The sequence below is a fragment of the Streptomyces sp. NPDC056628 genome, assembly GCF_042792555.1.
Taxonomy (GTDB): Bacteria; Actinomycetota; Actinomycetes; order Streptomycetales; family Streptomycetaceae; genus Streptomyces.
The window spans coordinates 143,795-164,893 of sequence record NZ_JBHTWG010000002.1 but is presented as its reverse complement, the minus strand read 5'-3'; the positions used below and the strand labels follow the sequence as shown (position 1 = coordinate 164,893).

At 73.5% G+C, this 21,099-nt stretch carries 21 protein-coding genes; 11 read left to right on the top strand and 10 right to left on the bottom strand.

From position 1 onward, the window contains the following. Positions 1 to 53: 53 nt before the first annotated feature. From ACFRAC_RS04140 to ACFRAC_RS04130, 3 genes are all read right to left on the bottom strand, one after another. Complete coding sequence (locus ACFRAC_RS04140) at positions 54 to 239, bottom strand: hypothetical protein (protein ID WP_382920329.1); 186 nt, start codon at positions 237 to 239, stop codon at positions 54 to 56. Positions 240 to 297: 58 nt separating this feature from the next. Beyond that, positions 298 to 732 carry a substrate-binding domain-containing protein gene (locus ACFRAC_RS04135; protein WP_382920327.1) on the bottom strand — a complete coding sequence of 145 codons (435 nt, stop codon included), beginning with the start codon at positions 730 to 732 and terminating at the stop codon, positions 298 to 300. A gap of 204 nt (positions 733 to 936) precedes the next feature. Further along, positions 937 to 3,444, bottom strand: a complete 2,508-nt coding sequence (locus ACFRAC_RS04130) for a SpoIIE family protein phosphatase (protein WP_382920324.1) — start codon at positions 3,442 to 3,444, stop codon at positions 937 to 939. 416 nt (positions 3,445 to 3,860) lie between these two features. On the opposite strand from ACFRAC_RS04130, the gene ACFRAC_RS04125 reads away from it, so the two are divergent. From ACFRAC_RS04125 to ACFRAC_RS04100, 6 genes are all read left to right on the top strand, one after another. Beyond that, positions 3,861 to 4,955, top strand: a complete 1,095-nt coding sequence (locus ACFRAC_RS04125; RefSeq protein WP_382920321.1) for a substrate-binding domain-containing protein — start codon at positions 3,861 to 3,863, stop codon at positions 4,953 to 4,955. A gap of 51 nt (positions 4,956 to 5,006) precedes the next feature. Then, on the top strand, positions 5,007 to 5,780 hold the full coding sequence (locus ACFRAC_RS04120) for an ATP-binding cassette domain-containing protein (RefSeq protein ID WP_382920318.1): 774 nt from the start codon (positions 5,007 to 5,009) through the stop codon (positions 5,778 to 5,780). Next, the gene (locus tag ACFRAC_RS04115; protein WP_382920315.1) at positions 5,774 to 7,057 is read left to right on the top strand and encodes a sugar ABC transporter permease; all 1,284 of its coding nucleotides are present in this window, start codon (positions 5,774 to 5,776) and stop codon (positions 7,055 to 7,057) included. Before ACFRAC_RS04120 ends, ACFRAC_RS04115 begins: the two co-directional genes overlap by 7 nt. Positions 7,058 to 7,097: 40 nt before the next feature. Then, entirely contained in the window at positions 7,098 to 7,730 is a 633-nt protein-coding gene (locus tag ACFRAC_RS04110; RefSeq protein ID WP_382920312.1) for a DedA family protein, read from the top strand. A gap of 56 nt (positions 7,731 to 7,786) precedes the next feature. Continuing rightward, positions 7,787 to 8,149: a DUF779 domain-containing protein gene (locus ACFRAC_RS04105; protein WP_382920309.1), complete on the top strand. Its 363-nt coding sequence runs from the start codon at positions 7,787 to 7,789 to the stop codon at positions 8,147 to 8,149. Between the two features lie 72 nt (positions 8,150 to 8,221). After that, positions 8,222 to 9,460: a phosphodiester glycosidase family protein gene (locus tag ACFRAC_RS04100; RefSeq protein WP_382920307.1), complete on the top strand. Its 1,239-nt coding sequence runs from the start codon at positions 8,222 to 8,224 to the stop codon at positions 9,458 to 9,460. A 3-nt stretch (positions 9,461 to 9,463) separates the two neighbouring features. Here the strand turns inward: ACFRAC_RS04100 and ACFRAC_RS04095 are convergent, their stop codons facing one another. The 6 genes from ACFRAC_RS04095 to ACFRAC_RS04070 form a co-directional block, all read right to left on the bottom strand. Next, entirely contained in the window at positions 9,464 to 9,658 is a 195-nt protein-coding gene (locus ACFRAC_RS04095) for a hypothetical protein (protein WP_361346019.1), read from the bottom strand. A gap of 125 nt (positions 9,659 to 9,783) precedes the next feature. Next, entirely contained in the window at positions 9,784 to 10,647 is an 864-nt protein-coding gene (locus ACFRAC_RS04090) for a phosphatidylinositol-specific phospholipase C/glycerophosphodiester phosphodiesterase family protein (protein ID WP_382920304.1), read from the bottom strand. Between the two features lie 183 nt (positions 10,648 to 10,830). Continuing rightward, positions 10,831 to 11,913 carry an acyl-CoA dehydrogenase family protein gene (locus tag ACFRAC_RS04085; RefSeq protein WP_382920301.1) on the bottom strand — a complete coding sequence of 361 codons (1,083 nt, stop codon included), beginning with the start codon at positions 11,911 to 11,913 and terminating at the stop codon, positions 10,831 to 10,833. Further along, the gene (locus ACFRAC_RS04080; RefSeq protein ID WP_382920299.1) at positions 11,910 to 13,127 is read right to left on the bottom strand and encodes an acyl-CoA dehydrogenase family protein; all 1,218 of its coding nucleotides are present in this window, start codon (positions 13,125 to 13,127) and stop codon (positions 11,910 to 11,912) included. The genes ACFRAC_RS04085 and ACFRAC_RS04080 overlap by 4 nt, the downstream gene beginning before the upstream one ends. Continuing rightward, positions 13,124 to 14,101, bottom strand: coding sequence for an NADPH:quinone oxidoreductase family protein (locus tag ACFRAC_RS04075; RefSeq protein ID WP_382920296.1), 978 nt, complete (start codon positions 14,099 to 14,101; stop codon positions 13,124 to 13,126). The genes ACFRAC_RS04080 and ACFRAC_RS04075 overlap by 4 nt, the downstream gene beginning before the upstream one ends. Positions 14,102 to 14,189: 88 nt before the next feature. Next, positions 14,190 to 14,765 (bottom strand): helix-turn-helix domain-containing protein, encoded by a 576-nt coding sequence (locus ACFRAC_RS04070; protein WP_382921120.1) that lies wholly within the window; start codon positions 14,763 to 14,765, stop codon positions 14,190 to 14,192. Positions 14,766 to 14,857: 92 nt separating this feature from the next. On the opposite strand from ACFRAC_RS04070, the gene ACFRAC_RS04065 reads away from it, so the two are divergent. The 5 genes from ACFRAC_RS04065 to ACFRAC_RS04045 all read left to right on the top strand — a co-directional run bounded on the left by ACFRAC_RS04065 (position 14,858) and on the right by ACFRAC_RS04045 (position 19,637). Then, positions 14,858 to 15,790, top strand: a complete 933-nt coding sequence (locus tag ACFRAC_RS04065) for an NAD(P)/FAD-dependent oxidoreductase (protein ID WP_382920293.1) — start codon at positions 14,858 to 14,860, stop codon at positions 15,788 to 15,790. Between the two features lie 106 nt (positions 15,791 to 15,896). Further along, a complete protein-coding gene (locus ACFRAC_RS04060) occupies positions 15,897 to 17,435 on the top strand; it encodes an ATP-dependent DNA ligase (protein ID WP_382920291.1) in 1,539 nt (512 codons plus the stop codon). Beyond that, on the top strand, positions 17,432 to 17,905 hold the full coding sequence (locus ACFRAC_RS04055) for an NUDIX domain-containing protein (RefSeq protein WP_382920288.1): 474 nt from the start codon (positions 17,432 to 17,434) through the stop codon (positions 17,903 to 17,905). Before ACFRAC_RS04060 ends, ACFRAC_RS04055 begins: the two co-directional genes overlap by 4 nt. A 75-nt stretch (positions 17,906 to 17,980) precedes the next feature. After that, positions 17,981 to 19,375 carry an NADP-dependent succinic semialdehyde dehydrogenase gene (locus ACFRAC_RS04050; protein ID WP_382920286.1) on the top strand — a complete coding sequence of 465 codons (1,395 nt, stop codon included), beginning with the start codon at positions 17,981 to 17,983 and terminating at the stop codon, positions 19,373 to 19,375. 25 nt (positions 19,376 to 19,400) lie between these two features. Beyond that, a complete protein-coding gene (locus ACFRAC_RS04045) occupies positions 19,401 to 19,637 on the top strand; it encodes a DUF6213 family protein (RefSeq protein ID WP_382920283.1) in 237 nt (78 codons plus the stop codon). A gap of 97 nt (positions 19,638 to 19,734) precedes the next feature. Here the strand turns inward: ACFRAC_RS04045 and ACFRAC_RS04040 are convergent, their stop codons facing one another. Beyond that, positions 19,735 to 20,961 (bottom strand): acyl-CoA dehydrogenase family protein, encoded by a 1,227-nt coding sequence (locus ACFRAC_RS04040; RefSeq protein ID WP_382920280.1) that lies wholly within the window; start codon positions 20,959 to 20,961, stop codon positions 19,735 to 19,737. Between the last annotated feature and the right edge of the window lie 138 nt (positions 20,962 to 21,099).

Genomic DNA, 21,099 nt, shown 5'->3' with positions numbered 1-21,099 from the left:
CCGAGCCTTGCATGAGCCGTGCCGAGCTGTACACCCACGTGGGCGATGTTCATTCACCTGAACGTCTGAGGATCCCTGACGTCGTCCCGTTCGCCCTCCGCCTGGGACGGCTCCGTCCTCGGGACCTCCGGGTGCTGCTCCGCCGCTGTGCGCTCCGCCGGTTCGTCGCGTTCCCCCTCGGCCTGGGACGGGGTGTGCGAGTACAGCCAGCGGTCGTAGTACGAGGCTCCGCTCTTCATGGCCGACCTCCCTCGACGGTTGTCTCCATGCTCCCCCCGGTGCGGCCGGCCGACCAGCTCAGCGGGTGATCCCCAGGCGGGCGCAGGCGGCCCGCAGGTCCGGGACGCAGATCTGCCCGACGGTGCACACGCCCGGGCGCACCAGGGTCCGCTCCACGTTCGCGGCGGTCACCTCGGCCGGGGTCAGCAGGACGGCCGGAATGTCCCGGCGGGTGGCGCTGCCGACCGTGATGGTGGCCACGTCCATGGCGGACTCGCCCCAGCCGAGGGCCACGGCCATGGCGGCGGCCGCGGCGGCCTCCTTCCCGAACGGCTTGTACACGGTCATGTACTGCTCGCCGGCGACGACGCGGCGTACGGCCTCCGGGTCGGCGTCCTGCCCGGTGACCGGCGGCGGCTTGTCGACCCCGGCCTTCTTGAACGCGAAGACCACTCCGGCGGCGATGGCGTCGTGGGCGGCCAGGCCCCCGCTGATGCGCTCCGCGCCGAGCACCGAGCGCCGAGATCGCGGCGGACATGTCCGCGTGCTCCCAGCGCGGGGTCACCCGGTTCGGGAGCAGCAGGCCGACGGTGAAGCTCTCCCTGCCGGCGTGGTCGTCCGAGCCGCACCCGGCCAGGGCCACCGTCAGCAGTCCCGCGACGAGTGCCGCGGCGACGTGCAGCGCGCGGGTGCGCACCGCGGCTTCCCTCGCCGCGTTCAGGACGCGCGGCCGGCGGCGGCGCGGCCCGGCACGACGACCTCGCTCCACACCTGCTTGCCGCCCGCCACCGGGAACGATCCGAACGACTCCGACACCGCCTCGACCAGCAGCAGGCCCCGGCCGCCGGTCGCCTCCCAGTCCACGATGACCGGTTTGGCGGGGGCGCGCGGCGAGGAGTCGGTGACACAGACGCGCACCCGGTCGCCGCGCAGGACCAGATCGAGCCGGACCGCGCCCTGGGTGTGCACGAGGGCGTTGGTGACCAGTTCGGAGACGACGAGCAGCACCGCGTCGGCCGCGTCCTCGACATGCCAGCGGCGCAGGGTGCGCGCGGTGAACCGGCGGGCGTGCATCACGGCGTCGGGCAGCCGCCACACCACCCAGCCGGCCCGGATCGGCTTGGTCCGCGTGCCGTCGTAACGCAGGAGCAGCAGCGCCACGTCGTCCTCGCGCGGGCCGCCGTCGCCGAGCAGCTGGTCGGCGGTGCGGGGCAGGTCGGCCGGGTCGGCGGCGGCCAGCGCGGCGCGGGTGCGTTCCATGCCGACGTCCAGCGGGAGGTCGGCGGCCTCCACGAGGCCGTCGGTGACCAGCGCGAGCACGGAGCCGGTGCTCAGCGCGACCGCCGTCATCGGGAACTCCGCGTCCGCGAGGACCCCGAGCGGGGGGCCGCCCTCGACCAGCACCTCCTCGGTGGTGCCGTCCGGGTGGCGCAGCAGGGGCGCCAGATGCCCGGCCCGTACGAAGAGGAAGTTGCCCTCCTCCATGTCCAGTTCGACATAGCAGCAGGTGGCGAAGAGGTCGGTCTCCATGCCGGTCAGCAGGCGGTTGGCGTGGGCCACCACGACGTCGGGAGGGTGCCCCTCGACGGCGTAGGCCCGCACCGCCGTCCGCATCTGACCCATGATCGTGGCGGCTCCCGCGCTGTGCCCCTGCACATCGCCGATGACGAGGGCGACCCGGTCGTCGGACAGCGCGATGACGTCGTACCAGTCGCCGCCGACCTGCAGGCCCCGCCGGGCGGGCAGATAGCGGGCGACGGCCGTGCCGCCGGGCAGCTCGGGCAGGCGACGCGGCAGCAGGCTGCGCTGGAGCATGGTCGCCAGCTCCTGCTCGGCGTCGTGCGCGTGCGCCCGTTTGAGGGACTGCCCGACCAGCGCGGCGGTGGCGGTGAGCAGGGACCTCTCCTCGGGGGTGAACTCGTGCGGCCGCTCCCAGCCGACCAGGCACACCCCGGCGACGCTGCCCTTAGCGGGCAGCGGCAGCACGGCCAGACCGCCGGAGCCGATGCCCGCGAGCGCGGGCTCCAGGGGGGTTCCGGCGGGCCAGAGGTCCATCCGGCCGTCGCGCAGGGCGAGCTGCAGGGTGGGCACGGCGCCGATCGGGGCGTCGGGCCACTCCGAGCGCCACTGCGCCCGCCACACCTGGGGCCAGGCCGACGGTTCGGGCGGGTCGAGCAGGGTCACGACGAGCCGGTCGTCACGGACGTCGGCCAGTGCCACCCGGTCGGCGCCCAGCGGCTCGCGCAGCGCGGTGACGGCGACCCGGCCGACGTCCTGGACGGTCACGGCGTCGTCGAGCGCGGCGGTCAGCCACTGGATGCGGGACACGTCGTCGGTGGTGCCGTGCTCCAAGGAGGTGGCCGTGACCACGCCCAGCACCTCCTCGGACCGGTCGCCGGAGGCGGGCCGCACCCGGCAGCTCAGGCTCAGCCAGCGCAGCTCGCCGGAGGGACGGCGGACCCGGAACTCCAGTTCCCTGCGGACGGGGGCCTGCGCGTTCGGTTCGAGCACGGGCATCAGCGCGGGCATGTCCTCCGGGACGGCGTGCCCGAGCAGGGAGTCCACCTTGCCGTCGAAGACCTCCGGGGTGATGCCGACCAGCTCGAGCAGCGTCTCGTCCGCGTCGATCAGGCCGGTCTCGGGGACGAGGACGAAGGAGCCGGCGCGCATGGCCTGCAGGGCGCGGGCGAGCAGATGAGGGGGCGCGGTGCCGGCCCGTTCGGCGCCGAGCAGACGGCCGACGTTGTCGGCGTAGCACTCCAGGAAGCGCTGCTGTCCGGCGTCGAAGCCGTCCGCCGAGGTGCCGACGACGACGAGGCAGCCGAGCCCGCCGTCCGGGCCGCGCAGGGGCAGGGCGCCGAGGGAGCTGCTGCGGGCACGGGGCGGCGTGGGCGCTCCCTCGGGGTAGGAGGCCAGGGCCGCGGCGTTCAGCCACAGCGGGCGGCCGGTGCGGAAGGCGTGGGCGGCGGCCGAGCCGCCGGTCGCGGACAGGACGGGCGGCAGCCGGTGCTCCGCGGAGTGCAGCCCGGCCGAGTCGAGCAGCCGCAGCTCGGGTTCGTCCGGGTCGGCCGCGTAGACGGCGGCCAGCGCCGTCCCCGCGAAGGCCAGCGCCCGGCCGCCCGAAGCGGCCTGTCCCGCCGTGAGCGCCGCACCCGTGCCCGTGATTCCGGCCTCCGGTGCGTCCGGCTCCGGAACTCCGGTCCGGGCACGGCCGTCATGAGGCATGTCCGCAACCTTCCTCCCGTCCCTGCCGGAGGTGCTGGGGGAGATCGGGGGCGCCCTCACGCGGGAGGCGCACGGGAACCCGGGACACCAGAATCGCATATCCGGATGACCCGGACATATTTGTTTCACCGCCCGACTTCGTCCGCTGCTGGGGAGCGCTGTCACTGCGCTCGCCGATCGACCGGGCCGGTGTCAGACTGACCAGGTGGTCGTCCGGCCGCCGCCACGGAGCACGCACCGGCCAGGTGCCGGCGCGCGGCCGCACGGTCGGCCCGCCTACCACCGCCCGGCCCGGCGCATGGCACCTGAGCCGCCCGGCGGATGGGTGCGACCGCCGCCCCGTACCGGCTTCGCCGACGCTCCACGGCACCGCCGGCCCGGAGGTGCCGCCCCGGCACGCTCGGGAGGTCTTCCGTATGAGAGCTCGCGTACGGGACACCGCCGTCGCCCTCGTGGCGGCTTCCACGGCCGTCGCCCTCGGGGCCTGCGGGTCGGACGGCGGGGACGGTGCCGGCGACGGGCACGGGAGCGGACCGAAGATCGGGATCCTGCTGCCGGACAACACCACGGCCCGCTGGGAGACCCAGGACAGACCGCTGCTGGAGAAGGAGATCGAGAGGCGCTGCGGCGACTGCAGGGTGGCGGCCGCCAACGCCAAGGCGGACGTCGCCGCGCAGCAGCAGCAGATGGACTCGATGATCGCCAACGGGGCCGACGCCCTGGTGCTGGTGGCGGTGGACGCCCGGTCGATGGCCTCCGCGGTCCGCAAGGCGGAGATGGCCGGCGTCCCCGTCATCGCCTACGACCGGCTCGCCGACGGACCGATCGCCGGGCACGTCTCCTTCGACGCCGAGGAGGTGGGCAGGCTCCAGGGCACGGCCCTGCTCAAGGCGATGGGCGACGAGGTGCCGGGCGGCCAGATCGTCATGATGAACGGCGACCTCAGCGACCCCAACGCCGTGCTGTTCAAACGCGGAGCCCTGTCGGTGCTGCGGGGCAAGGTGAAGATCGGCAAGGCGTACGACACGCTGCAGTGGCGGCCCGAGGCGGCCAACCAGAACATGTCCGCCGCCATCGCGGCCCTCGGCGCCGACGGTATCGACGGGGTGTACGCCGCCAACGACGGACTGGCCGCCGGCAGCATCTCCGCGCTCCGGGCGAACCAGGTCCGTCCGCTCCCCCCGGTCACCGGACAGGACGCCGAACTCGGCGCCGTGCGGCGCATCGTGAAGGGCACGCAGTACATGACCGTCTACAAGCCGTTCCTCCCGGAGGCGACCGCGGGCGCCGAGATGGCCGTGGCGGCGGCCCGCGGCGAGAACCTGGACCGGGTGGCCGGCGACGAGGTGACGACCCGCGACGGGCACGAGGTGCCGACGGTGACGCTCGAACCCGTGTCCGTGACCGTCGACAACGTCAAGGAAACCCTGGTGCGGGGCGGCCTGTACACGGTCCGCCAGATCTGCGTCCCCGACCTCGCCGCCGCGTGCCGTACGGCCGGACTGACCTGACCACCGCCCCGGCCCGGCCCGGCCGGACGCCACGGGAAGGAGATCGTCTCCGTGTCCTCTCCCCCACTGCTGGCCCTGCACGGCGTGAGCAAACGCTACGGCGCCGTGGAGGTCCTGACCGACATCGACCTGGAGATCCGGGCCGGCCAGGTCGTCGCGCTCCTCGGCGACAACGGCGCCGGCAAGTCCACGCTGGTCAAGGTGATCTCCGGGGTGTCACCGGCCGACCGGGGCGTGATCGAGTGGGAGGGGCGCGCCGTCCAGATCCGGCGCCCCGCCGACGCCCGCGCGCTGGGGATCACGACCGTCTACCAGGACCTCGCCCTGTGCGGAAACCTCGACGTCGTCGGCAACCTGTTCCTCGGCCGCGAGATCCTCCGGTACGGCTTCCTCGACGAGATGGAGATGGAACGCCGCACCCTGCACCTGCTGGAGCGCCTGACCCGGGGCGTCCCCGATCTGCGGGCCCCCGTCGTCTCGCTGTCCAGCGGCCAGCGGCAGACGGTCGCCCTCGCCCGCTCGCTCCTCGGCGACCCGCGGCTGATCCTGCTGGACGAGCCCACGGCGTCGCTGGCGTTCCGGCAGAGCACCGAGGTCATGGACCTCGTCGACGAACTGCGCGACCGGGGCATGGGGGTGCTGCTCATCAGCCACAACATGGGTGACGTCAAGGCCCTGGCGGACCGTGCCGCCGTCCTGCGGCTGGGCCGCAACAACGGCTTCTTCGACGTGAACACCGTCACGCAGGAACAGGTCATCTCGGCCATCACCGGCGCGGCGGAGAACACGCCCCGCCGGCCGGCGCACCGGGAGGCGGCGTGGTGAGAGGGACCCGCGCCGTGGCGGACGACCGGCGCACCGGGACCGCGGCGCCCCCGGCCGGGAACGGCCGCGGCCCCCGCGGGCGGGTCGTGGCCGATGCCGTGGAACGCTGGACGGCCGTCACCCGCCGCAGGCTGCGGGCCGGTGAGGTGGGCTCGCTGCCCGTCGTGGTCGTGCTCGCCGTCGTCTGGATCACCTTCCAGTTCCTGAACGACAACTTCCTCTCGCCCCGGAACCTGTCCAACCTGAGCGTGGACATCGTGGGCACCGGCCTGATCGCCGTCGGCATCGTCTTCGTCCTGCTGATCGGGGAACTCGATCTGTCCGCCGGTTCGATCAGCGGGCTGGCGGCGGCCGTCTTCGCCGTGCTGAACGTGCAGCACGGCGTCCCCGAATGGCTGTCCCTCGTCATCGCCGTCCTGGCCGGCACCGTCGCGGGCGCCGTGCAGGGCTACTCCTTCGCGAGAACCCGGGTGCCGGCGTTCGTCGTCACCCTCGCCGGACTGCTCACCTGGAATGGCCTCATGCTCTACGTCCTCGGCGCCAGCGGCACCATCAACCTCGACGAGAACGGGCTGGTGGCCCATCTGACCAGCTACTACTTCGACGAGGACGCCGTCGCCTACGCCGTGGCCGCGCTGGCGGTGGGACTCGTCCTGCTGGCGTCCTGGCTGGACAGACGGCGCCGGGTGGCCGCCGGAATGCCGCACCGGTCGCTGCAGGTGATCGTCGGGCGCGCCGGCGGGCTCGCGGTCATCGCGTTCACGACCGCGTACCTGCTCAACCGGTTCCAGGGGCTGCCGCTCGCGTTGCTGATCTTCCTCGTGGTGGTGGCCGGCCTCGACATCGTGCTCCGGCGCACGCGCTACGGGCGGCAGGTGTACGCCCTCGGCGGCGGGGTGGAGGCCGCCCGCCGGGCCAGTCTCGGCGTGACCCGGGTGCAGACGGCGGTGCTCGCGGTCTCCGGCACCATGGCCGCGATCGGCGGGCTGTTCCTGGCCTCGCGCATCACCTCGGTGAGCCAGAGTTCGGGCTCGGGGGTGCTGCTGCTCAACGCGATCGCGGCGGCCGTGATCGGCGGGGCCAGCCTGTTCGGCGGGCGGGGTTCGACCTGGTCGGCGGTGCTCGGCATCCTCGTCATCCAGTCGATCGCCTCGGGCATGGCCATCACGGACACCCCCGCGGCCGTCCAGTTCATGATCACCGGAGGGGTGCTGTTCGCGGCGGTGGTCATCGACGCGCTGTCCCGCCGTTCGCAGGAAGCCCACGGCCGCGCGTGACCCCGCGAGCGCGGCGCCGGGCGGGCGGGAGGTGAGGGCGTTGCTCACCGTGAACCCGATGAACGGTGACGCGGTCCTGGCCACCTTCGGCGCCCTCGGCGTCCTCGTGGTGACCTTCGCCGAGTCCGGTCTGCTCGTGTTCGGCTTCTTCCTGCCCGGCGACACCCTGCTCCTGCCGGCCGGAGTGCTGTGCGCCGCCGGTGCCGACCGGGGGCCGAGGCTGATCCTCTGGCAGGTGCTGCTGTGCGCGGCCGCCGGGGCCCTGCTCGGCGGCCAGGTCGGCTATCTGATCGGGCGCCACGGCGGCCGGGCGCTGCTGGCCCGCACCTCCAGAGCGCGCGTGCGCGAGGCGGCGGCCCGCGCGGAGACCCTGCTCGCCCGCTACGGCTACGGCAAGGCGCTGGTGATCGGCCGCTTCGTGCCGCTGGTCCGCACGGTCCTGCACCCGGCGGCCGGCGCGCTCGGCGTGCCCGCGCGGACGTTCACGCTCTGGCAGATCGTCGGCGGACTGCTCTGGACCCAGAGCCTCGTCCTGGCCGGGTACGTGCTCGGGCACTCCGTCCCCGACATCGACGCCTATCTGTTCCCCCTGATCGCCGTCGTCGTGGTGATCTCCCTGCTGCCCGCCCTGACGGTCCTCGCCCGGGCCCGCCGCGGGCGCCGCGACCGCTGAGCACGGCGGAACGCGCTGCAACCCCCTCGCAACCTTGCGTGTGGTGCGCTGGACGCATGTATGAGGAGACCCCGCGCGTCGAACTCACCCCCGCGGCCGCCGATCTGCTCCGCCGGCTGCACGCCGCCCACGGGCCGCTGATGTTCCACCAGTCCGGCGGCTGCTGCGACGGCAGCGCGCCCATGTGCTACCCGGAGGGCGAGTTCCGCACGGGCGGTTCCGACGTGCTGCTCGCCGAGCTGGCGGTCGAGGGGGTGGCGGAGCCGGTGACGTTCTGGATGTCACGCCCCCAGTACGAGGCGTGGCGGCACACCCGTCTGATCGTCGACGTGGTCGAGGGACGGGGCAGCGGATTCTCCCTGGAGGCACCCGAGGGAGTGCGTTTCCTCATCCGTTCCCGCGTCGTCGGCGCTCAGTGACGTCGCAGGTCGTCGTCGTCTGGTGCACTTCCCCTGAGTCCTGCCACATTTGACGTGACCTCAGGGGGGATCGTGACGCTTCGTCGGAGGAGATTCGGCACGGCCCGGGCGGCGCTCGCGCTGCTCACGGCGTTCGGCGCGCCGGCCGGTGCGGCCCTGACGGGGGCGGCACCGGCCGGCGCCGTGCAGCGGGGCACCCTGATCGCGCCGGGTGTGGTCTACGACGAGTTCGACATCGCGGCGGCGAAGGGCACCGCGCACGCCCATGTCCTCACCGTCGACCTGCGGGAGCGGCGGGTCCGCCTGGGCCTGCTGCACCCCGGGGCGGTGGCCGCGCGGGCGCCGGTCTCCCGGCAGGCGGCCGCGCTGGGGGCCGTCGCCGGGGTGAACGGCGACTTCTTCAACATCAGCGAGACCCAGCACCCCGGTGTCCAGGCGACCGGTGCGAGCGTGGGCCCGGCGATCGCGCGGGGCCGGGTGCTGAAGGGCGCGGTGCCGGACGGCCAGCGCTTCGGCCCGCCGCTGCCGCCCGGCACGAGCACCGAGGACGTCTTCGGCGTGGGCACCGACCGCCGGGCCCGGCTGGACCGGCTGCGCCTGACCGGCTCCGTCCGCACCCCCGGGGGTGTGCTGCCGCTGCGTGGCCTGAACCAGTACGCGCTGCCGGTCGGTTCGGTCGGGGCGTTCACGGCGGCCTGGGGCAGCGCGTCCCGGGTGCGCGCCACCTGCGGCACCGACACCGACCGGGCGGCCCCGTGCAGCACGGACACCTACGAGGTGACGGTCCGCCGCGGCCGGGTCGTGGCGGCCTCGGACACCCCCGGCGGCGGTCCGGTGGCCGCGGGCACCACCGTCCTCGTCGGCCGGGAGGAGGGGGCGCGGCGGCTGCGGAAGTTCTTCGTGGGCGAGCGGGTGACGGTACGGCACCGGCTGGTGGCGGCGTCGTCACGGGTCCCGTACCGCTTCGCGCTCGGCGGCTATCCGGTGCTGGCCGGCGGACGGCCGTTGCCCGGTCTGGAGGACCGGACGTCGGCGGTGCGTACCGCCGTCGGCGTCGCGGACGGCGGCCGGCGCGTGGTGCTGCTCGCGCTGGACGGCGCACCCGCGTACCGCACGGGCCTGACCGTGGCGGAAGTGGCGACGGTCATGCGGGAGTTGGGGTCGGTGCGTGCCTTCAGCCTGGACGGCGGCGGCTCCTCGACCCTGGTCGCCCGTGAGCCGGGCGCGCCGGCCGTCTCCGTGCGCAACCATCCGTCCGACGGGACGGAGCGGCCGGTCGCCAACGGCATCGGGGTGTTCTCGACGGCCTGAGCCTCATGGCCTCAGACTGCTGACGATGTCCGCCGTGGCGGTCAGGCCGCTGCTGATGGTCGGCGCCATGCTGGTGCTGGCCAGGTAGAAGCCGAGCAGCAGACAGACCAGGGCGTGGGTGATCTTCAGTCCGCCGCTGCGGATGAAGATCACCGCCAGAATGAACAGCAGCAGTACCACCGAGATGGAAATGGCCATCGTCAACCTCCTCCGCCACGCCGCATCGCCCGGTTCACGGCGTTCGGCCGCAAGTGTGGCGTAGCGGAGGGTTCGTCCGGGCGGCTGACCTGTCCTCCGAACGTGTGATGTTCGGGGTCGTACGGCTAGCCGCGGTGCCGGCCGTCCAGGAACGCCTCCAGGCCGGCGAGGTCGTCGGTGTTGAGGTGGTCGACACCGGCGGCGAGCAGTTCGGTCCAGAGGGCGTCGCGGGCGGGGCCCGGTGTGTCCGGGGTGGCCCAGAACCGGACCCGCTGACCGCGCGAGTGGGCCGCGTCGGTGAGTGTGCGCAGCCTGCGCCGCTCGGCGTCCGGGAAGGGGCCTGAACCCAGCCAGGTGAAGTTCAGCGTCCAGTTGTCGCTGATCAGCGGGATGAGGGAGGCGGGCGCCGCGCTGCCGAGGTCGGTGAGACGGCCGTCGTAGAAGGCGTGGCGGACCTGCTGGGCCTCCATCGGGGCGCGGGCCGCGCGGTCGCCGGAGACCACGGCGGTGACCGGACCGGGGTGCACCCGGCCGTGGGCGCAGGTCGTGAACAGGTGCCGGTAGCGGGCGAGACGCCGGTCGAGTGCGAGGTAGGTCGAGGCGCCCTCGGTCTTGATGTCGATCAGCAGCTGGAACGACCGGTGACGGCCGGGATGCACCCGGCCGTGATGGGCCCGGACGCGGGCGGCGAGCGGGTCGAGGTACAGGGCCTCCAGCGTGCGTGAGGGGTCGAGGTCCTCGGGGCCGTGCGCCACCAGGAGCCGGCCGTCGACGAGGTGGATGTCGGCTTCGACGCTGCCGAAGCGGTGGTCGAGGGCGTCGAGGAGGGGTCGCGGGTGCTCGTAGTCGTTGTGGGCGTGGGCCCGCCACAACGGGCGCCTGTGGTACGGGGGTTCACCGGCCTGGGCGCGGGCCGCGGGGAGGGCGGCCGCGCCGGCGAGGGCGGCGCCGAGGGTGGTGAGGGCTCTGCGACGGGTGGTGGGTGCCATGCTTCGCCTCCGTGTCGGGCCGGACGGGACCGCAGCGAGTATGCGATCCCGAGGGGCCCGAACAGCAGGGGCCGGGGCGGGAATTGGCCGAACCGCCGCCCCTCGTTCACCTCACCCGCGCACGACGCACGGAGAAGCCCGCCCCTGCTGGGGCGGGCTTCTCCCGGGTTTTGCCCGGGTGCCTCAGGGAGCGCGCAGGTCGACGAGTTCGGCCAGCGCCTCACGATGGGCGCCCGCCGTGCCGTAGGCGAGCGAGTCGGCCTTGGCCCGCTTGAGGTACAGATGGACCGGGTGCTCCCAGGTCATGCCGATCCCGCCGTGCAACTGCAGGGCCTCCTCGGCGGCGTGGACGGCCACCGGGGACGCGTAGGACTGCGCGACGGCGACCGTCACGTCCGTGTCCTCGCCGGTCGTCAGCGCGTCGGCGGCCGCGCGGGCGGCGGCGCGCAGGTTGACGACCTCCAGCCACAGCTGGGCGAGCCGGTGCTTGAGGGCCTGGAAGCCGCCGACGGGGCGGTTGAACTGCTTGCGGTCCTTCAGGTAGCGCACCGTCTCGGTCAACGTCCATTCGGCGAGCCCGAGTTGCTCGGAGGCGAGCAGCCCGGCGCCGGCGCGCAGCGCGCGTCGTACGGCGGGCTCGGCGTCGCCCAGCAGGCGGCCGGGAGCGCCGTCCAGGGTGACCGTGGCCACGGGCCGGGTCAGATCCAGGGACGGGCGCGGCGTGACGGTCACGGCGTCGGCGTCGACCGCGTAGAGCCCGCCGTCGTCGGCCGGGACGAGCAGGACGTCGGCGATCACGGCGTCCGCGATGCCGGTCAGCTCGCCGTGCAGGGCGCCGCCTTCGCGGCGGACGACCTGGTGGGCGCCGCCCGCGGTGGTGTTCAGGGAGAGCGCGAGCGCGGCGACGGTCGTCGCGGACGCCAGCCGGCCGAGCAGGTCGTCGTCCCCGCACTCCAGCAGGGCCTCGGTGGCCACGACCGCGCTGGTCAGATACGGCACCGGGGCGACGGCCCGCCCCAGCTCCTCCAGGACGACGGCGGCTTCGCGGTGCGTGGCGCCCTGTCCGCCCAGCTCCTCGGGGATGAGCAGGCCGGCGAGCCCCATGCCGCCGGCGAGCGCCTTCCAGGCCGCGATGTCGTGCGGCGCGCCGGACTCGGTGCGGGAGATGACACCGGGGGCGTCGCAGTGGTCGGCGAGCAGGTCCCGTACGGCGGCCCGCAGCGCCTCTTCCTCCTCGGAGTACAGCAGATCGGGCTGTGTGCTCATCGGGCGAGGTCCTTCCAGGCGACGTCCTTGTCGGTGCGCGGCTCGGCGGGCAGGCCCAGGACGCGCTCGGCGACGATGTTCAGCAGGACCTCGCTGGTCCCGCCCTCGATGCTGTTGCCCTTGGAGCGCAGGTACCGGTACCCGGCGTCACGGCCGGTGAAGTCCACCAGCTCCGGCCGGCGCAGGGTCCAGTCGTCGTACAGCAGGCCCTCCTCGCCGCGCAGTTCGACCTCCAGGCCGCTGATCTCCTGGTTGAGGCGGGCGAAGGCGAGCTTCATGCCGGCGCCCTCGGGGCCGGGCTGCCCGGCGACGAGCTGCTGGCGCAGCCGCTCGGCGGTGAGGCGGGACACCTCGGCGTCCACCCACAGCTTCAGCAGCCGCTGGTGCAGGTCGTGGGTGCGCAGTTCGGGGCGTTCGCGCCAGGTCTTCGCGACCGGGCCGATCATGCCGCCCTCGCGGGGCAGCCGCATGCCGCCGATGGCGACGCGCTCGTTGTTCAGGGTGGTCTGGGCGACCCGCCAGCCGTCGCCGACGGCGCCGAGCCGACGGGAGTCCGGGATGCGGACGTCGGTCAGGAAGACCTCGTTGAACTCGGCCTCGCCGGTGATCTGGCGCAGCGGGCGGACCTCGACGCCGGGGTCGGTCATGTCGCACAGGAAGTACGTGATCCCCGCGTGCTTGGGCACGTCCGGGTCGGTGCGCGCGATGAGGATGGCCCAGCGGGCGAGGTGGGCGCTGGACGTCCACACCTTCTGCCCGTTGACCACCCAGTCTCCCCCGCTCCCGGCTTCGCCCGGGCGGGAGGTGCCCCCGTCCTCCCGGACGGCACGGGTGCGAAGCGCCGCCAGGTCGGAGCCGGCGCCGGGCTCGCTGAAGAGCTGGCACCAGACCTCCTCGCCGGTCCACAGGGGCCGCAGGAAGCGCTGCTTCTGCTCCTCGGTGCCGTACTTGAGGATGGTCGGCGCGGCCATGCCGAGGCCGATGCCGATGCGCCGCGGCTCGTTGTCGGGGGCTCCGGCGGCGTCCAGTTCGGCGTCCACGACGGCCTGGAGGGAGCGGGGCGCGCCGAGGCCGCCGAGGCCCTCGGGGTAGTGGACCCAGGCGAGGCCCGCGTCGAAGCGGGCGCGCAGGAAGTCCAGGCGGCCGGTCGTGGCCGGTGGGTGCGCGGCCAGCAACTCCTGGGTCCGGCGGCGCAGTTCGGCGGCGTCGGTCATGCCGCTCCTCCTTCGGTGAGTCCCGGGAGCACGGCGACACGGCCGGTGGTGACGCCGTCGGCGACCCGCTGGACGGCGGCCGCCGCCCCGCTCAGCGGGACGCGCTCGCTCACGAGCGGCTTGACGGCGCCCCGCGCGGCCAGCTCGGTGAGCCGTTCGTGGCAGTGCCGGACCAGCTTGGGGTTCTTGGTGTTGTACAGGCCCCAGTGCAGGCCCAGGATCGAGTAGTTCTTCACCAGGGCGTGGTTGAGGGCGGGGCTCGGGATGGTGCCGCTCGCGAAGCCGACGACGACGATCCGGCCCTCGAAGGCGACGGCCTTGGCGGACTGGGTGTAGGCCGCGCCGCCGACGGGGTCGTACACGACGTCGGCGCCCCGGCCGCCGGTCGCCTCCTTGACGGCGGCGACGACGTCCTCGGTGTGCCGGTCGATCACCACGTCGCAGCCGAGCTCGCGGGCCACGGCCGCCTTGGCGGCACCGCCCACCACCCCGATGACCCGGGCGCCGGCCGCCTTGCCGAGCTGGACGGCGGCGCTGCCGACCCCGCCCGCTGCCGCGTGGACCAGCAGGGTCTCGCCAGCTTCGAGCCCCGCGCGGCGGTGCAGGCCGAACCAGCCGGTCTGGTAGCCGATGTGCAGGGCGGCGGCCTCGGCGTCGTCCAGGGCGTCGGGCGCGGGCAGCAGGGCGGCGGCGTCCGCGACGGTGTACTCGGCGAATCCACCGTGCGGCAGCGCGGGGGTGGCGAGGACGCGGCGGCCGTCCTCGGTCTCGCCGCAGATCTCCACACCGGGCGTGAACGGCAGCGGGGGGCGCACCTGGTACTGGCCCCGGCACAGCAGCGCGTCGGGGAAGTTGACGTTCGCGGCACGCACCTTCAGCAGGACCTGGCCGTCGCCGGGCGTGGGCGGTTCGATCTCGTCGAGTCGCATCACCTCGCCCGGTTCGCCGTTGCGGTGCACTTGCCATGCCTGCATGCGGAGCCTCCACGGGGGACTGTGTCGTCGGTCCGGGTCGGTTCGCATACTAAGCGGTCGCTTGCCGATCAGGGAACCGTCGGACGCGTCACGTATGCCGAGGCCGTGCCCGTACGTGCATCCGCTCACCCTGCGGCCCGAACAGGCTCAGGAACTCCACGGGCCCCTCCCCCGTCGAGCCGAACCAGTGCGGGACCCGCGTGTCGAACTCCGCGGCCTCCCCGGCGGTGAGCACCACGTCGTGCTCCCCCAGCACGAGCCGCAGCCGGCCGGACAGGACGTACAGCCACTCGTAGCCCTCGTGGGTGCGCGGCTCCGGAGGGCAGCGGCGCTGCGGTTCGAGCACCTTGAACGCCTGCAGGCCGCCGGGCTGTCGGGTGAGCGGCCAGTGCTTGCGGCCGTAGCGCTCGATCGGCTCGGTCACGCGCACCCTCGGGTCGCCGACGGCCGGGTTGCCGACCAGCTCGTCCAGCGGCACCTGGTGGGCGCGGGCGATCGGCAGCAGCAGTTCCAGGCTGGGCCGGCGCAGACCGGACTCCAGCCGGGAGAGCGTGCTCACCGAGATGCCGGTGGCCTCGGACAGCGCGGAGAGCGTCACCTCGCGCTCCTTGCGCATCCGGCGCAGCCTGGGGCCCACACCGGCAAGGACGTCGTCGTCACTCATGCCTTCGTCCGTCATGGGGTCATTGCAGTTTCGGCAAACATGTTTGTCAATCCCGCAGTGCGCACCGCAGGGTTCCGATGGAGGTGGTCATCGTGACCGATACGTACGAAGTGATCGTGGTCGGCGGCGGCGCGGCCGGGCTGTCCGCCGCGCTCGGCCTGGGCCGCGCCCGCCGCCGCACCCTGGTCGTGGACGCCGGGGAGCCGCGCAACGCGCCCGCCGCCCATATGCAGGGCTATCTGACCCGCGACGGCATGCCGCCCGCCGAGTTCCTGGCCGTGGGCCGGGAGGAGATCGCGCGGTACGGGGTGGAGCTGGTCCGGGACCGGGCGGTGGACGTCTCCCGCGACGGGGAGGCCGGCGACTTCGCGGTCGAGCTGGCGAGCGGCCGGACCGTGCGCGCCCGGCGCCTGATCGTCGCCGCCGGCCTCAAGGACGAGATGCCGGCGGTCCCCGGCGTCGCCGAGCGCTTCGGCGCGGACGTGCTGCACTGCCCGTACTGCCACGGCTGGGAGGTCCGCGACCGGGCCTTCGGCGTCCTGGCGACCACCCCGCTCGGCGCCCACCAGGCGATCATGGTGTCGCAGTGGTCGAAGGACGTGACCTTCTTCCTGCACGAGGTCGCCGAGTCCGACCTCACCGACGACGATGTGCGCAGGCTGGCGGCGGCCGGGGTGAAGGTGGTCCCGGGCGAGGTGGCCGGGCTGGTGGTCGAGGACGACCGGCTCACCGGCGTCCGGCTGGCCGACGGCGGCCTTCACGCGCGCGAGGTGCTGTTCGTCGCCCCGCGCGCGGTGCCGCGGACCGGCCTGCTGGAGAGGCTGGGCGCCGAACTCCACGAGACCCCGTTCGGCTCCTACCCGGTGGTGGACGCCACCGGCCTGACCTCGGTACCGGGCGTCTGGGCGGCCGGCAACGCGGCGGGCTTCTCCGAACAGGTGGTCAACGCCGCCTCAGCCGGCTACCGAGCAGCGGCCACCCTCAACGGAGAACTCCTCTTCACCGACCTCGACGCGCGGCGGTAGCGGTCACGTCGAACGCCGCGACCGCACACGCCCTCAGGGGCGCGGCGGACCACACACCCGCGACGTCCAGGTGTAAACCCGCGGGGCGCGTCGCAGGATGGTCTGCATGCTGCTGACCCGTCTGGCCCGCGTGTCCCAGGAGGTCGCCGCGACGTCGGCGCGGTCCCGGAAGATCGCTCTGCTCGCGGAGCTCTTCCGGGACGCCGAGGCGGACGACGTGCCCATCGTCATCCCGTACCTGGCGGGCCGGCTGCCCCAGGGACGGCTCGGCGTCGGCTGGAAGGTGCTGAGCCGTCCGGTTCCCCCGGCCGCCGAGCCGACCCTGACCGTCCATGAGGTGGACGCCCGGCTCACCGCGCTCGGCAAGGTGTCCGGCTCCGGCTCGCAGGCCGAACGCACCCGCCTCGTGGGCGAGTTGATGGGCGCGGCGACCGAGGACGAGCAGCGTTTCCTGCTCGGCCTGATCACCGGCGAGGTACGCCAGGGCGCGCTCGACGCGGTGGCGGTGGAAGGGCTGGCGCAGGCCACCGGCGCACCGTCCGCGGACGTACGGCGGGCGGTCATGCTCGCCGGCTCCCTCCAGGGTGTCGCGCAGGCCCTGCTCGCGGACGGCCCGGAGTCGCTGGCCCGCTTCCGGCTCACCGTCGGCCGCCCGGTGCTGCCGATGCTGGCGCACACCGCGTCCTCGGTGTCCGAGGCGGTCGGCAAGCTCGGCGCCTGCGCGGTGGAGGAGAAGCTGGACGGCATCCGCGTCCAGCTGCACCGCGACGGCGACACCGTGCGGGCGTACACCCGCACCCTGGACGACATCACCGACCGGCTTCCCGAAGTCGTCGCGGCGGCACGGGAGTTGCGGGGCGAGCGGTTCATCCTCGACGGCGAGGTCATCGCGTTCGACGCCACCGGGCGGCCCCGCTCCTTCCAGGAGACCGCGGGCCGCGTCGGCTCCCGGGTGGACGTCGCGACGGCCGCCCGGGAGATCCCCGTCTCCCCCGTCTTCTTCGACGTCCTGTCCGTCGACGGCCGCGACCTGCTCGACCTGCCGTTCACCGAGCGGCACGCGGAGCTGGCCCGGCTGGTCCCGGAGCCGATGCGGGTGCGCCGCACCCTGGTGTCCGGCCCCGACGACCTGCCGCGCGCCGAGGAGTTCCTCGCGGAGACCCTGGAGCGGGGCCACGAGGGCGTCGTCGTCAAGGCGCTCGACGCGTCCTACAGCGCGGGCCGGCGCGGCGCGTCCTGGCTGAAGGTCAAACCGGTGCACACCCTGGACCTGGTGGTCCTGGCCGCCGAGTGGGGACACGGCCGCAGGACCGGCAAGCTCTCCAACCTGCACCTGGGCGCACGCACCGCGGACGGCGGGTTCGCCATGCTGGGCAAGACGTTCAAGGGCATGACGGACGCGCTGCTGACCTGGCAGACCGAACGGCTCCAGGACCTCGCCGTGCGCGACCACCCCTGGGGGGTGACCGTGCGCCCCGACCTGGTCGTCGAGATCGCGTACGACGGTCTGCAGCGCTCCTCCCGCTACCCGGCCGGGGTGACGCTCCGCTTCGCGCGCGTGCTGCGCTACCGCGAGGACAAGCGCCCGGAGGAGGCGGACACCGTCGAGTCACTGCTGGCCGCGCACCCCGGAGTGCGGCCGTGAGCGCGGCCCGCGAGCGGCGCAGCGCCGGCCTGCTGCTGTTCCGCCGTACCGGCGCCGGCCCGGAGGTGCTGCTCGGCCATATGGGTGGCCCGTACTTCGCGCGGCGGGACGCCGGGGCGTGGACGGTCCCGAAGGGCGAGTACCCGCCGGACGAGCCCGCGTGGGACGCGGCCCGCCGCGAGTTCCAGGAGGAGCTGGGGCTGCCGCCGCCGGACGGGGAGGCCGTCGCGCTGGGCGAGGTCCGGCAGGCGGGCGGCAAGACCGTCACCGTCTGGGCGGTCGAGGCCGATCTGGACCCGGCGGCCGTCGTGCCCGGCACGTTCACGATGGAGTGGCCGCCGCGCTCGGGCCGTACGCAGGAGTTCCCGGAACTGGACCGGGTGGCCTGGCTCTCCCTCGACCGGGCGCGCGAGCTGATCGTCAAGGCGCAGGCCGCGTTTCTCGATCGGCTGGCGGAGCACTCGTCCTGAGCAGCAGCACGCGTTGCGGGACCCACCGCGGCGCGGGAAGGTCGAAGCAACAGGTCGCTCCCCAGGAGGTCGGTCATGCCCATCGCGACGGTCAACCCGGCGAACGGCGAGACGCTCAGGATTTTCGAGGCCATGGGCGAGGAGGAGGTCGAGCGCCGGCTCGAGCTCGCCGAGGCCACGTTCCGCACGTACCGGACCACCGGTTTCGCCGACCGCGCGCGGCTGCTGAACCGCGCCGCGGACCTCCTCGACGAGGACCAGGGTGACGTCGCCCGGACGATGACCACCGAGATGGGCAAGCCCCTCGGCCAGGCCCGCGCGGAGGCCGCCAAGTGCGCCAAGGCGATGCGCTGGTTCGCCGAGCGCGCCGAGGGGCTGCTGGCCGACGAGGAGCCCTCCGACGACGACGTGAAGGACTCGGGTGCCTCCCGGGTGCGGGTCCGCTACCGCCCGCTGGGTCCCGTGCTCGCCGTGATGCCGTGGAACTTCCCGCTGTGGCAGGTGATCCGGTTCGCCGCGCCCGCGCTGATGGCGGGCAACGTGGGCCTGCTCAAGCACGCCTCCAACGTCCCCCAGACGGCCCTGTACCTGGAGGACCTGTTCCATCGGGCGGGCTACCCGGAGGGCTGTTTCCAGACCCTGCTGATCGGCTCCGCGCAGGTCGACGGCGTCCTGCGCGACGACCGGGTCAGGGCGGCCACCCTGACCGGCAGCGAGCCCGCGGGCCGCGCGGTCGCCTCCACCGCCGGCGAGATGATCAAGAAGACCGTGCTGGAACTGGGTGGCAGCGACCCCTACGTCGTCATGCCGTCGGCCGACCTCGACCGGGCCGCGAAGGTCGCGGTGACGGCGCGGGTGCAGAACAACGGGCAGTCGTGCATCGCCGCGAAGCGGTTCATCGTGCACACGGACGTCTACGACGCCTTCTCGGAGCGGTTCGTGGCGGGCATGAAGGCGCTGGTGGTCGGCGATCCGATGCAGGAGGGCACCGACGTCGGCCCGCTCGCCAGCGAACAGGGCCGCACGGACCTGGAGGAACTGGTCGACGACGCCATCCGCAGCGGGGCGACCGCGCTGTGCGGCGGGCACCCGCTGCGCCGGCCCGAACTGCCGGGCTGGTACTACCCGCCGACCGTGCTGACCGGCGTCACCCGCGAGATGCGCATCCACCGGGAGGAGGCGTTCGGGCCGGTCGCCACGCTGTACCGGGCGGCGGACCTGGACGAGGCGGTGCTGATCGCCAACGACACGCCCTTCGGGCTGAGTTCGAACGTGTGGACGCGCGACGACGCCGATGTGGACCGATTCGTACGGGATCTGGAGGCCGGGAGCGTGTACGTCAACGGCATGACGGCGTCGCATCCGGCGTTCCCGTTCGGCGGCGTGAAGCGGTCCGGGTACGGGCGTGAGCTGTCCGGGCACGGAATCCGCGAGTTCTGCAACATCACTACCGTTTGGCAGGGTGCGTGAGCGGAGCGCGACTACGATCCCGGGTGTGAACCGCGAAGTTACTCTGCCGCTGATCGTCGACGATCGGGGGACCTTGCAGGTGGCCGCCGCCGACGTGAGCAAGCTGCTGCGCACGCTGGGCGGCCGGTGGCTGCACCTCGTGGAGGCAGGCGCGGACGGACTGGACGAGGACACGGTCGCGGCGCTGGCCATCGAGCTGGCCAAGCTCGCGGACCGGATCGACGTGGCCTGCATCGCCCACAGCAGCGGCACCACGCCGTAGGGGCCCGCGCGGCGCGCGGGCCCCGTCCACCGCTCCACGGGTTGTCTCGTCGATCACGCCGGGCTCCCGGCGTCCGGCCTGATCGACAAGACAGCTCCTAGCGGATCGACATGCCCGACAGCGTGCGGGCGATCACCAGCCGCTGGATCTCGCTCGTCCCTTCGAAGATCGTGTAGATCGCCGAGTCCCGGTGCATGCGCTCCACGGGGTACTCCCGGGTGTAGCCGTTGCCGCCCAGGATCTGGATGGCCTGCGCCGTGACCTTCTTCGCCGTCTCGCTTGCGAACAGCTTCGACATCGACCCCTCGGCCGCCGTGAACGGCTTGCCGTTGATCGCCATCCAGGAGGCCCGCCACACCAGCAGCCGCGCCGCGTCGACCTGGGTGCGCATGTCGGCGAGCTGGAAGGCGACGCCCTGGTTGTCGATGATCGGGCGCCCGAACTGCTCACGCGTCGTCGCGTAGTCCAGGGCGACCTCGTAGGCGGCGCGGGCGGTGCCGACCGCCATCGCGCCGACCGCAGGCCGGGACGCCTCGAAGGTGGCCATCGCGGCGTTCTTCACGCGCTCGCCACCCTTCTTGGCCCGCTCACGCGCCCGCGCGAGGCGCTCGTCCAGCTTCTCCTTGCCGCCGAGCAGGCAGGAGCCGGGGACGCGCACGTTGTCCAGGATGACCTCGGCGGTGTGCGAGGCGCGGATGCCGTGCTTCTTGAACTTCTGCCCCTGGGACAGGCCCGGCGTGTTCGGCGGGACGATGAAGGAGGCGTGGCCCTTGGAGCCGAGCTCGGGGTCGACGACGGCGACGACGACGTGGACGTTGGCGATGCCGCCGTTGGTCGCCCAGGTCTTGGTGCCGTTGATCACCCACTCGTCCTTGGCCTCGTCGTAGACCGCGCGGGTGCGCAGGGAGGCGACGTCGGAGCCGGCGTCGGGCTCGGAGGAGCAGAACGCCGCGAGCTTGACGTCGTTGGCGTCGCCGTACATCTGGGGCACCCAGGTGCCGATCTGCTCCTCGGTGCCGTTGGCGAGGACGCCGACGGCCGCGAGGCCGGTGCCGACGATGGACAGGGCGATGCCGGCGTCACCCCAGAACAGCTCCTCCATCGCCATGGGGATGCCGAGGCCGGTCTGGTCGAAGTACTGCTGGGCGTAGAAGTCGAGCGAGTAGATGCCGACCTTCGCGGCCTCCTGGATGACCGGCCAGGGAGTCTCCTCACGCTCGTCCCATTCGGCGGCCGCGGGGCGGATCACGTCGGCCGCGAAGCCGTGCAGCCAGTCCCGGACCTCCTTCTGTTCGTCGTTGAGCTCCATGGTGAACTCGGCCATGACCCCTCCAGCGGCGTACGCGCATGCCCGCTGCATGCTTGTTACTAGCGGTAACCCTAGTTTGTTACTCGTCGGTAGGTAAAGTCAACCCGCGATGCTCGCTCGGCAGCCCGTTCGATGGTCACGCCTGGTTGAGTG

Bases quoted from the DNA above. Each gene is read 5' to 3' on its own strand.
- ACFRAC_RS04140 (WP_382920329.1), bottom strand. From the start codon at position 239: ATGAAGAGCGGAGCCTCGTACTACGACCGCTGGCTGTACTCGCACACC.
- ACFRAC_RS04130 (WP_382920324.1), bottom strand. From the start codon at position 3,444: ATGCCTCATGACGGCCGTGCCCGGACCGGAGTTCCGGAGCCGGACGCA.
- ACFRAC_RS04125 (WP_382920321.1), top strand. From the start codon at position 3,861: ATGAGAGCTCGCGTACGGGACACCGCCGTCGCCCTCGTGGCGGCTTCC.
- ACFRAC_RS04105 (WP_382920309.1), top strand. From the start codon at position 7,787: ATGTATGAGGAGACCCCGCGCGTCGAACTCACCCCCGCGGCCGCCGAT.
- ACFRAC_RS04095 (WP_361346019.1), bottom strand. From the start codon at position 9,658: ATGGCCATTTCCATCTCGGTGGTACTGCTGCTGTTCATTCTGGCGGTG.
- ACFRAC_RS04090 (WP_382920304.1), bottom strand. From the start codon at position 10,647: ATGGCACCCACCACCCGTCGCAGAGCCCTCACCACCCTCGGCGCCGCC.
- ACFRAC_RS04085 (WP_382920301.1), bottom strand. From the start codon at position 11,913: ATGAGCACACAGCCCGATCTGCTGTACTCCGAGGAGGAAGAGGCGCTG.
- ACFRAC_RS04080 (WP_382920299.1), bottom strand. From the start codon at position 13,127: ATGACCGACGCCGCCGAACTGCGCCGCCGGACCCAGGAGTTGCTGGCC.
- ACFRAC_RS04075 (WP_382920296.1), bottom strand. From the start codon at position 14,101: ATGCAGGCATGGCAAGTGCACCGCAACGGCGAACCGGGCGAGGTGATG.
- ACFRAC_RS04070 (WP_382921120.1), bottom strand. From the start codon at position 14,765: ATGAGTGACGACGACGTCCTTGCCGGTGTGGGCCCCAGGCTGCGCCGG.
- ACFRAC_RS04060 (WP_382920291.1), top strand. From the start codon at position 15,897: ATGCTGCTGACCCGTCTGGCCCGCGTGTCCCAGGAGGTCGCCGCGACG.
- ACFRAC_RS04050 (WP_382920286.1), top strand. From the start codon at position 17,981: ATGCCCATCGCGACGGTCAACCCGGCGAACGGCGAGACGCTCAGGATT.
- ACFRAC_RS04040 (WP_382920280.1), bottom strand. From the start codon at position 20,961: ATGGCCGAGTTCACCATGGAGCTCAACGACGAACAGAAGGAGGTCCGG.